This is a genomic window from Mesorhizobium sp. M7A.F.Ca.CA.002.09.1.1, from assembly GCF_003998555.1.
In the GTDB taxonomy this organism is placed as follows: Bacteria; Pseudomonadota; Alphaproteobacteria; order Rhizobiales; family Rhizobiaceae; genus Mesorhizobium; species Mesorhizobium ciceri.
Window position 1 is genome coordinate 1 of record NZ_RZRR01000072.1, and the last position, 10,895, is coordinate 10,895.

The 10,895-nt window shown below is 61.7% G+C and carries 11 protein-coding genes; 8 read left to right on the forward strand and 3 right to left on the reverse strand.

Annotation, left to right across the window (positions count from 1 at the left end):
* Both EN994_RS05470 and EN994_RS05475 read right to left on the reverse strand, forming a co-directional pair.
* Positions 1 to 371 (reverse strand): glycosyltransferase (locus EN994_RS05470; protein WP_127288000.1); only part of this gene is annotated, 371 nt, incomplete at its 3' end.
* A gap of 91 nt (positions 372 to 462) precedes the next feature.
* Complete coding sequence (locus tag EN994_RS05475; RefSeq protein WP_013528113.1) at positions 463 to 1,587, reverse strand: nucleotidyltransferase family protein; 1,125 nt, start codon at positions 1,585 to 1,587, stop codon at positions 463 to 465.
* Between the two features lie 514 nt (positions 1,588 to 2,101).
* On the opposite strand from EN994_RS05475, the gene EN994_RS05480 reads away from it, so the two are divergent.
* The 6 genes from EN994_RS05480 to EN994_RS05505 all read left to right on the forward strand — a co-directional run bounded on the left by EN994_RS05480 (position 2,102) and on the right by EN994_RS05505 (position 8,008).
* Entirely contained in the window at positions 2,102 to 2,254 is a 153-nt protein-coding gene (locus EN994_RS05480) for a lasso peptide (RefSeq protein ID WP_010913078.1), read from the forward strand.
* 137 nt (positions 2,255 to 2,391) lie between these two features.
* The gene (locus EN994_RS05485) at positions 2,392 to 2,706 is read left to right on the forward strand and encodes a PqqD family protein (protein WP_027164264.1); all 315 of its coding nucleotides are present in this window, start codon (positions 2,392 to 2,394) and stop codon (positions 2,704 to 2,706) included.
* Between the two features lie 169 nt (positions 2,707 to 2,875).
* Complete coding sequence (locus EN994_RS05490) at positions 2,876 to 3,253, forward strand: lasso peptide biosynthesis B2 protein (protein ID WP_244514257.1); 378 nt, start codon at positions 2,876 to 2,878, stop codon at positions 3,251 to 3,253.
* Positions 3,250 to 5,172 (forward strand): lasso peptide isopeptide bond-forming cyclase, encoded by a 1,923-nt coding sequence (locus EN994_RS05495; protein WP_063169881.1) that lies wholly within the window; start codon positions 3,250 to 3,252, stop codon positions 5,170 to 5,172. The genes EN994_RS05490 and EN994_RS05495 overlap by 4 nt, the downstream gene beginning before the upstream one ends.
* On the forward strand, positions 5,169 to 6,155 hold the full coding sequence (locus tag EN994_RS05500; protein ID WP_063169880.1) for a serine kinase: 987 nt from the start codon (positions 5,169 to 5,171) through the stop codon (positions 6,153 to 6,155). Before EN994_RS05495 ends, EN994_RS05500 begins: the two co-directional genes overlap by 4 nt.
* An 8-nt stretch (positions 6,156 to 6,163) precedes the next feature.
* Positions 6,164 to 8,008 (forward strand): ABC transporter ATP-binding protein, encoded by a 1,845-nt coding sequence (locus EN994_RS05505; RefSeq protein ID WP_063169879.1) that lies wholly within the window; start codon positions 6,164 to 6,166, stop codon positions 8,006 to 8,008.
* A gap of 108 nt (positions 8,009 to 8,116) precedes the next feature.
* On the opposite strand, the gene EN994_RS05510 is transcribed toward EN994_RS05505, so the two are convergent.
* Complete coding sequence (locus EN994_RS05510; protein ID WP_013528119.1) at positions 8,117 to 8,392, reverse strand: exopolysaccharide production repressor ExoX protein; 276 nt, start codon at positions 8,390 to 8,392, stop codon at positions 8,117 to 8,119.
* A 601-nt stretch (positions 8,393 to 8,993) separates the two neighbouring features.
* On the opposite strand from EN994_RS05510, the gene EN994_RS05515 reads away from it, so the two are divergent.
* Positions 8,994 to 9,671: a sugar transferase gene (locus EN994_RS05515; protein ID WP_013528120.1), complete on the forward strand. Its 678-nt coding sequence runs from the start codon at positions 8,994 to 8,996 to the stop codon at positions 9,669 to 9,671.
* A gap of 100 nt (positions 9,672 to 9,771) precedes the next feature.
* The coding region (locus EN994_RS05520; RefSeq protein ID WP_164745817.1) for a polysaccharide biosynthesis/export family protein at positions 9,772 to 10,895 on the forward strand (1,124 nt) is incomplete at its 3' end.

Sequence of the window (10,895 nt, forward strand, 5' to 3'; positions counted from 1 at the left end):
TCCCTGATCAGCATGATGTTGTCGGCGGCGAAATCCCAATCGGCGCCGGCAAACAGGTTGCGAAACCGGCCTTCGAGGAAGAAATCGTCGGCATCGAGAATGCTGATGAACGGCGATTTCGAGCCGGCGATGGCTGCGTTGCGGGCAAAGGAGGGGCCGCGATTGACATCGAGGCGCATCACGGAGAGCCGCCCGCTGCCATCATCGGCGGATCGTGCGACACCGGCGGTGTCGTCGGTGGAGGCATCGTCGACGACCACGACCTCCGCCACTTCCGGTTCGCGCAATGCGGATGCGATGGCGACGGCGATTGTCGCTGCGGCGTTTTTTGCCGCGATGATCACGCAGACCTCGGATTTCGTCATCGACATGGATTTGCCTCTCGTACAGGTAATATCGATTTGCCCTCGCCCCGTACTCGTTCGATGCACTACAGAATTGCCATCAGCATCCAATTTACCCTCAGCGACTCGCCGGCCGCTCGAAGATGCGGCGGCTGATATCGGCGGACGCCGCCCAGCCTGCTTCGGCCAGATAGCGGACCGGCGCGCGGCCGCACAGTTCCCAAAGCACCGTTCGCCGCTGCGGCCACCGCAGCGACGGCAGCCACGGCGCGATGACCATGCTGAGCAGATCCTCATTGCCGATGCGCGGCAGGATCCTGGTCGCGCGCTGCGACAGCAGCGTGCCGGCACCGCCGAGTAGCACGTCGGCGGCGCGCAGGCCAAGCAGCAGCGTGTCGTCCAGACCTTGCGCGGTAGCGGCATCGAGCAAACGCTGCTGATCCGCCTCGTCGAGGCGGCCGGCGCTGGCGCCGATATCACAGACGTATCCGGCGCAGGGTTCCCGGTTGAAAAGTGCCTTGGCGACGCTGATGCAGGACAAAAGCAATGTATCGGCCACCGAGGTGAACGGCACCGTCGCACCGGCGATTTCGACCTGTCGCTTGCGCCGCAGGAACCCGTCCGCGTCGCGCGGGCTTGGCGAGCCGGGCTGCTGGAGGCGGTAGTGGAGATCGACGGTGGACGACCTCGGCCCGTCGTCCCGGGTCATGTGCTGTTCGCCGAGGAAGCGGACCCACCAGACGGAGCTCGACTTGCCTGATACCTCATAGCCGATCTTGCGAAGCGCATCACGCGCCCTGAAAAATCCGAGCGGCGAAACCAGGATGTCGACATCGCCCGAGGGCTTCATAAAATGGTCGTCGTAGAGAAGTTGCTGCTGGAACGGACCCTTCAGAAAAACGAAATCGATCTCGCTGGCGCGCAGCACGTCCTGGATCGCCATCGAATCCATGATGCAGGACGCGTTCATCGAAACCGTTTTCCTGCGGTAGGTGTCGAGCCATTGGAAAAGCTTAGTTGGCCTCTGAAGCGCGGGTGCGCGCGAAAGCGCCTTGAGGACAAAGACGGCGACCTTGTTCAGCCTGGCAATCTCGGCAATTTTTTCACCGTCAAGATGGCGCATCGAAACGTCGCCCGCGCCCGGGCCGGCGAAAAACAATCGCAGGCAAGCCTGCACATAGGCCACCTCGCCGGCACAGCCGGCGGCGCGCAATCGTTCGTATGAGCCATCCGGCAAGGCCATTTAGCGCACAGTCTCCCAAGAAAGCGTTTCGCGCCGACACTTATGCTGCAAGTGCGAAGCAAGCATCACCAAAAACCTCGATGCCGTAAAGCCTTTCCTTCTGCAGTGCGAATTTTTGCCACCAAAGCGTCTATCGAGGTGGCATCGGAAAGCAGTGAAAACCGCGGTTGAAATGTCCCTTGCCACGTCCGCTTAGGCAATCTCCGGACGATTTCTCAAATGGAAATTCTTTTCATTAGAGAGGCCTAAATATAGGCACAACGCAAACGGCTTATGCAAGCAAAATCAAATGCTTAAAGAATCAGCACAGGCGCGATCGTCGTGCACAAGGAATCGGCTAAAAAATGACAAGTTTTAGGCATGCCGCTCATGTGACGACGCCAGCAACCGTAATTGATTAACAGAAAGTAAAACAGTCTTGACTCATAAATGCTGCCGTGCAGCTATTGCATTGCAGCATAAAAGTGCTGACGGCACTCGACAGGCCGTTTCCAGTCCTAAATCGGAGAGTAAAATGGAACAGAATGTTGAAAAGCATGAATATGAAACGCCAAGCCTGACGGTCCATGGTTCGATTGAGACCATCACCCAGGGCGGCGGCGGCAGCACGGCGATCGACGCATCGTTCCCCGCGCATACGCCGATTGGCGACCTGACGTTCTCCTGAGACCTACAGCCGATTCCAGAGTGACATGTTGGGACTCTGGATTCAAAAGCAGACGTAAGAGGGGTCGGGGGGCCAGCCTCCCGATTTCTCCTGCGCCGCCTGGAGATGTCGCAGCGTTTTGTCAGCGAGGTTTGGGGATGAACGGGGAGCTATCCGACCGTGATCTGGGCGACCACGATAGCGTGTGCGCGACCAAGGATGCCGTGGCTTGCGAGTTCGGCGATGGCTTGGCGCTGCTCAATCTCAAATCCAATGTCTACTACAGCCTGAATGGCGTCGGCGCCTTCATCTGGGATTTAATCCAGGAACCCCGGTCGATCGGCGACATCCGCAGCGCCGTGCTTGCGCGCTACAATGTCGACCCGGTGCGCTGCCAGGCCGATGTCGACGCATTGCTGAAGGGCCTGGCCGATAATGGGCTTGCGAGACGGCATCATGAGGCACTTGTCTAAGCCGGTCCAGCACAAGTCCCTGGTTTCACGGGCCCTGGTTTCGCCGGCCTTGTCTTCGCGGGCCACGGCTTTACGGCAGGAACCGGCGAGAGAAACAAACGTCAAGCAGACGAAGCGCGGGGGAAGCCGGCGCGGGCTGGTCAGGATTTTCTCCCTGACTGGCTCGGAAATGATCTTCCTTGGCCATTGCCTGCTGGTGGTGGCGACAGTTCGGCTGGGGCTGACGCTGTTGTCCTACAATCGTGTACGCAGCCTGGTGACGCGCCTCGACGCGCGGCAGTGCGCCTCAATGGGCGAACTGCGGCGCGTCGCCTGGGGCGTTGCCGCCGCGGCCCGTTTCGTCCCTTACGCCACGTGCCTGACCCAGGCGCTCTCCGGCCAGTATATTCTCGCCCGCCAAGGCAATGAATCGACGGTACGCATCGGCATCGAACGTGGCACAGGCGAGCAGTTGAAAGCACATGCCTGGCTGGTCAGCGACAACCATATCGTGCTTGGCGGATCGATCGACGGCTTCGCCCATCTCGTCGACCACGGCAGCCGATGAGCGGCGTCGCCGGAATCCTGTTGCGCGGAGCAAACGCACCGGCGGTCGCGGCGGCCGACATTCAGCAAATGCTGGCGCGCATGCGCCATCGTGGTCCTGACGGCAGTTCTTGGTGGCTGGACACCAGCATCGCCCTTGGCCACGCCTGGCTCAACACATCGGATGAAGTCGGTCCGGGCCCTTTGACGATGGCTGGGGGCCGGCTCGCCATCACCGCCGATTGCCGGCTGGACAACCGTGACGAGTTGCTGGCCAGGCTCGGTATCCGCGACCAGTCGGTAGCCGACGCGATCGTGCTGATGCGGGCCTACCTGCGCTGGGGCGAAGCCTGCCCGGAGCATCTGCAAGGCGATTTCGCCTTCGCCATCTGGGATGACGAGCGGCAATCGCTGTTTTGCGCGCGCGATCATTTTGGCGTCAAGCCGTTCTACTACCACGCGGCGGACCGGCGTTTTGCCTTTGCGTCGGAGATCGGTCCGATCCTGGGCGTCGAGGGTATCCGCGCACGTGTCAGCGAGCGCCAGATCTCCGGCTTCCTGGCCGGGCTTCCCGACGACCCGCAGTCGACCCCCTACAGCGATATATTCAGCCTGCCGGCCCGCCACAGCCTAACCGTCACCGCGCAACAAGTGATGCTGCGCCGATACTGGCAGATCGAGCCGTCGGCGCGGCCCTTGCGGTCGGATGCATCGGAGGAATTCGCCCATCTGTTCTCGCAATCGGTGCGCAACCGCATGCGAGGGACCTCGGCGGTCGGGGCAATGCTGAGCGGCGGCCTCGATTCCTCGTCTATCGCCTGTGTCGCCGGCCTGCAGAATGCCGCCGCGCGCAAGCCGAGGCTGCCAACCTTCTCGCTGATTTTCGAGAAGGGCTCGCCGATGGACGAGCGGCCCTTCATCGATGCCGTTCTCGACCAGCAGAAGGTCGACGCGACGCTGATCCCGGTTGGCAACTATGCCCCATTTGCCGAATTCGAGCGCGTGCTGGAAGAACAGGAAGGAACGTTCCTGGCGCCGGGCCTGACGCTCACCCGCGGCATCTACCGGACTGCCGGCGCCAAGGGCATCAAGGTGCTGCTGGACGGCCATGGTGGCGACGAGGTCGTTTCACAAGGCCACGGCCACCTGCACGAGCTTGCGAATGGCGGCCGATGGATGGATCTGTGGCGCGAGGTCCGCAGCGCCTCCAACACCTATGGCGACAGCACGCTTGGCCTTTATCTCCAGTTCCTGACCCTCTACGGGCCGGCCTGGCGCATCGCCAGGCTGAGGCATATGGCCAACCGTGCCCTGAACAAGATCCGCAAGCCCGCGCAAGTGTCGCGCGCACGAAGCTGGCGCGACCTGATCAATCCGGACCTGGCCAAGCGCACCGAGCTTGTCGACCGGTTTCACCGGGCCGGCTACATGCCGCCCGGCGTCCAGGCCAGCGATGCCTTGAGCCATCGCTGGATCCTGTCGAACGGCTATGTCCCGCATGCTTTCGAGGTTCTCGACAAGGCCGCCGCCAATTTCGGGGTCGAGCCGCGCTACCCCTTCTGGGACAAGCCGCTGGTCGAGTTCTGCCTGGCGCTGCCGGGCGAGGAGAAGCTGAGCCACGGTTTTGGCCGCTATGTGCTGCGCCGCGCCATGCAAGGCGTATTGCCGGAGGCGGTGCAGTGGCGGCGCGACAAGATCGACTTCACTGCCAATCTCCTCAATGGCATGCTGCGCAACCATCGCGACCTCCTGGAACAGCTGCTGGTCTCGGATGCGAACCGCATCGCGCCTTACGTCAATCTGCCTCAAGTGAGTGCTGCCTATGCGCGGCTGCTGCGCCAGCCCGATCAGGCAGCCCCCCTGGATGTCCAGTATGTCTGGCGCTCGGCCTCGCTGTCGCTCTGGCTGCGGCAGCTCAAGCATGGCGGGAGCCCCGCATGATGCCGCGCAACGAGCCGCTCGCTCTATGCAATGATGATGCCTTTTCGCATGGCCGGGCCAAGCGAGAACGCCGCTTCTACCGGGCCTACGGCCTGACCATCGCGTCGGAGGTGACGTTGCCCGAACTGCAGCCGGCGACGCCGGGGGCGGCGGATGTCGTGATTGCCGTCGGCGCGATCGACCTGCCAAAGCCCTCGCCCGAAGCCGCGACCGACTTTCGCTTCGAGCCGGACCGGCAATATCTGGCGTGGCATGCCGTGGGCGCGTTCCTGATCACCGATTCCAGCCGTATCGACATCGAACCGGCGCCCGGCGTCGACGACGCGCTGCTCGCGTTTCCGCTGCTTGGTCCGGTCATGGCGCTGCTCTTGCACCGGCGCGGCCTGCTTGTCCTGCATGCCAGTGCCATCGCCGCCGCCGGCACGAGCGCCATCTTCATGGGTGACAAGGGAGCCGGCAAGTCGACGACCGCAAGTGCGATGATCCGGGCCGGGCATCGACTGCTTACCGATGACGTGGTGGCGCTGGACCTCGCCAATCCGAGTGAGCCAATGACCGTTCCGGGCTTTCCGCAGATCAAGCTGGCGGCCGACGCCGCGGCGGCGATCTCGCTTGGGGAAGCGGAAGTGCGGCCGCAAGTGCATGCGGCGATCGACAAGATGCAGCATCGCCTGAACGGTGGCTTTTCGGGCGACGAGGTGCCGGCGACCAGGATCTATATCCTCGAGCGCGGCGAAAGGGCTGACATCACGCCCTTGCCCGCCATTGCCGCCCTGCCGGCCATCATCAAATTCTCCTATGTGACGCGCTTCGGCCGCGCGGCCCTGCCCGGCGACTTCGCGACGGCGCATCTTCGGCAATGTTCATGGATTGCCAACCATATCGGCGTGTACCGGCTGGAAGTCCCGACGGGCCTGGACAGGATCGGCGAAGCCGTGGAACTGATCGAAAAGGATCTGTCGGCTGGCAGCCGGCGGTTGTGAGCGCAACCATGTCGAAGCCCCCAATCCTTCGCCTGTCGCTGTTTCGAGAAATTGCCGCCTTCGGCGCCACCATTGCCCGGATCGGCGGCCGGCGAACGTGGACGGCGCTGTTCTTCCTCATCCTCGGCAGCCTGACCGAGGGCATTTCGATCCTGCTGCTCGTCCCGCTGCTGCATCTGGTCGGACGTGCCGACCAGGATTTCGCTGTTCGGCTGCCCAACGATGATTTCGTGCGCTGGCTGGTGCCTGATGGCACGCTGCAACTGACGACCGTGCTTTGCGCGCTGGTCGGGCTTGTTGCGGCGCAGGCGGCGTTCAATCGCTTCAAGTCGGTCTACATGGCCAAATTGCTGTTCGATTTCATCAATCGCGTTCGCATGAACCTGTTCGAAAGCATCGGCAAGGCGCGCTGGGGCGTTTTTACACGCATGCGCAGTTCCGATCTCGATCATGCCCTGACCGGCGACATCGACCGCGTCCAGGGCGCGGCTTTCTCACTGCTGATGCTGGTGCAAATCGCCGTTCTTCTGGCCGGCTATCTCCTGGTTTCCGTGTTTATCTCGCCGGTCATGACGCTGTTTGCCGTGGTCGTCGGCATCCTGATGTTCGTGGCGCTGCGGCCCTTCCGGGCACGGGCCACTGCCTTCGGCCGTGTGCTGACCGCCAATCGCCAGGACCAGTACCGGACGGTCTCGGAATTTCTCGGCGGCATCAAGGTGGCCAAGAGCCTGAACGTCGAGGACAGCTATTTCGCGCAGCTGCGGTCGACGCTTGAGAGGATGAAGGCCGACAACATCGACTATGTGCGCAACAGCACCATCGGCACTGCTGTATTCCAGGTGGCGAGCGTCGTGGGCCTGAGCCTGTTCATCTATGTGGCTTTGGTCCGCTTCAATCTGTCGCTGGCCGAGATCGTCGTCCTGCTCCTGGTCTTCATGCGTATCGCGCCGCGCTTCATGGACATGCAGACGCAGGCCCAGCAAGTGCTGATCAACCTGCCCGCCTTTACGGCAATGCGCAGCCTGCAGGCACGTTTCGACGCCGAACGCGAGCCCGGCCATACCGAGTTCGCCGACGCCGGGACACTCTCCCTCAATAAGGGATTGAATATTCGCGGCGTGTCCTTCGCCTACGGAGATGCTGTCGACAAGGCGGTGGTGAGCGGCATCACCTTCGGCCTGCCGGCCGGCAAGGTCACCGCCCTGATCGGCCCGTCCGGATCGGGCAAGAGCACGATCGCCGACATGCTGCTTGGCCTGCTGGAGCCCACCACCGGCAAGATGCTTGTCGATGGCGTCGAGATCGATGCCAGCAATCGCCGTCGCTGGCGCGACCAGGTGGCCTATGTGCCGCAGGACGTGTTCCTCCTGCACGACACGATCGCGGCGAACCTGCGCCTCGCCGCGCCACGGGCCAGCGATGGCGATCTGTGGGCCGCGCTGCGTCAGGCGCACGCCGGCGAGTTTGTCGAACGGCTCGACCTCAGGCTCGAGACGGTGGTCGGCGATCGCGGCGTGCGGCTCTCGGGCGGCGAACGCCAGCGCATCGCGCTCGCGCGCGCGCTGCTGCGCAAGCCGTCGCTGCTCATTCTCGACGAGGCGACCAGCGCGCTCGACTGGCAGAACCAGTCGCTGATCGCCAGGTCGATCGATGGATTACGCGGTACGATGACGATCCTGACCATCGCGCACCGGCCGTCGATGATCGCCTTCGCCGACTGGGTGGTGGCGATGGAAAACGGCCGTATCGTCGAGGTCGGCCAATATCAGCGGCTGAAGGAAAAAACCGGCAGCCGGTTGTCGAGGATGCTGTTGGGGGAACAGTCGGAGAGCGAACCCGCTGATGTGGCGTGAGCCGGCGACCAAGACGCGTCGCGCCGAGACGGATTCACGCGGCGCTTTGGTCCCTTTGTCTCGAAGGATGTCGTTGCCGCCAAACCGGCCACGTTTGAGCAGTCTGCATCAATGCAGGCCGCGCCTGGCACCGCCCAGCTTCTCGCTTTCGGCGACCTCGGGTGCGTTCAGTTTGCGCTCGGCGTCACGAGCTATGTCGGCAGGCGTCGGCGCGCTCCTGGCGATCATGGTGTAGATGAGCACGAAATAGCCAGCCTGAATGGTCACGGCGCAGATGATGACACGCACCAATATCGTGCCTATCGACGCACCGCCCAGCCAGGACCAGCCGACGACGATCGCCAGAGCGAAAATCATCCCGAGGATGAATTTTGGAAGTGCCATACCCAACAGCCCATAAACCGGCTCGGGTATTATCGCGATTGCCCCACCCGAGCGCCGTCCCTTGTCATGTGGGCTTGTTAAGGTCGCCCACTCTCGACCGGTTGCTTCCGGCCTTTTCCACCTGTCGTCACCGTGACAGGTATAATTTGCAATTCTATTAAGGCGAGCAATAGGCGGCAAGGGCAACTTCGGTTATTTTTGATCGAGCTTTTGCGATCGACTCTGCCATGTTGCAATGCACGCAACGGGAGCTAGGCCGATATCCTCTCGTCGATATTTTTCAGTAAAATGGCCAATATTAAGTAGTATTTTATATGGTTTTGACCAAGCATCACGGCATGATGAAGCACTAGTTTGTACCTCGCCTTGGCAAATAGGTAGGTCCGCCTAAAAACCGCCCCACAAAGGCCTCTATTTTTTCGGCTGTGCCCATTTATTGTCACAAATGTGCTAAATATGCCGAAATTTGTGCATGGCAAGCTTATTATTTAGTCATTTCATGACGTGACTATTTCAACGGGGTGGTAAATTGTGTGTTGCGCTGCAACATTTTTTTGGTATCGTGTGGTGAACCATTCGTTCAACGCATGGAGTTTACGGCATGAGGGACGTTGCCAAGTCAGCCACCGCGAGCTTTTCGCAGGCTGACATCGATTTTCCGCCGCCGATCGGCGGCCTGCTCAAACGCAGCTTCGATATCACCGGTTCACTGATTGGCTTGATCGCCCTCAGCCCGCTATTTGTCATGATAGCGCTGCTCGTCAAGTTTTCCGACGGTGGCTCGATTTTCTACGGCCACAGGCGAATCGGGCGGGGCGGACGGATTTTTCCGTGCCTGAAGTTCCGCACCATGGTTCCGGACGGCGACAAGGTGCTGGCAGCCTATCTCGCCACCAACCCGGACGCCAACGCGGAATGGATCGCGACCCGCAAGCTGAAGAACGACCCGCGCGTCACCCGCGTTGGAGCAGTGCTGAGGAAACTCAGCCTCGATGAGTTGCCGCAGATCATCAACATCCTGCAGGGCGATATGAGCCTTGTCGGTCCGCGTCCGGTTGTGCGCGACGAACTAGAGATCTATGGCACATCCGCCGTCTACTATCTGAAATCGCGTCCGGGCCTGACCGGCCTGTGGCAGGTCAGCGGCCGCAACGATGTGTCCTATGACAGCCGCGTCGCCTTCGACCGTCACTATGTTGAGAACTGGTCGCTGTTCGAGGACGTTCGCATCATCATCAAGACCGTCCCGGCCGTCTGGATGTCGCGCGGTTCTTACTGACCGGCCGGTGGCCAATGCCAGACATTGGCGTCGGCCATTCGACGCAAGCTCATCGGGCGATGGGGCTATAGCGGATCGGAACGTTGAGTTGAAAACAGATTTGTTCGAAGCCTTTCGCGGCGGCCCGGTTTCCGGCCGCCTGCGGCGGGCGCGTTTGCTGGCCACATGCCTTGCCATGGCCCTCGTCGTCCCGGACATGGCCGCCGCCGGCGACTATCGCCTCGGCTCGCAGGACAAGCTCACCATCCGCGTCGCCGAATGGCAGACCGTGGAAGGCACATTCCGTGACTGGTCGGCGGTGAATGGCGAGTACACGGTCGGTCCATCCGGCACGCTGTCGGTGCCGTTCGCCGGCGAACTGCCGGCCTCCGGCAAGACCACGTCCGAAATCGCAACGGCGATCGGCGAGGCTTTGCAGAAAAAACTCGCTTTGTCAGACAGACCGGAAGCCTCGGTCGAGATGGCGCAGTTCCGGCCATTCTACATTTCGGGCGAAGTCCAGAACCCCGGCCAGTTTCCATATGTGCCTGACCTGACAGTGTTGAAGGCCATCAGCGTCGCCGGAGGCATCCGGCGAAACGCCGACTACGGACCTCAACTCGGCAAGGACTTGGTTACCGCCAAGGGCAATTTCGATGTCTCCGACGACCAGCGCATTCGGCTGATCGTCAGGCGCGCCCGCATCGACGCGGATATGGCCGGCAAGGCCAGTTTCGACGTGCCTAAGGAGGTCGAGGGCGATCCGAGACTGCCAGCCATCGTCGCGGACGAAATGACTATCCTGACAGCGGACCAAAAGGCGCTGAAGCTGAAGCTTGAAGCGCTCGACGATCTCAAAGGGGTTTTGGAATCCGAGATCGAATCGCTGCAGAAGAAGATCGTCAACCAGCAGCAGCAGGTCGACTTGGCGCAGCAGCAGCTCGCCAGCATCGGCCCGCTAGCGCAGAAAGGCCTGATCGCCAACGCCCGACTGCTGGATTCGCGCCAGTCGGTTGCCGACCTGCAGGGCAAGATCCTGGACTACGAAACCGCCATCCTCACCGCCAAGCAGTCGATCAGCAAGGCGAAGCAGGACGCCATCGATGCCCAGAACACCTTGAGTTCAAACCTCGCTACCGCCCGGCAGCAGACCGAAGCCGACCTGAACGAAGCCGCGCTGAAGGCGAATATGCAGAAAGGCCTGATAGCCCAGGCTACCGATCCCGCGACTGTGGCCGCCATGAC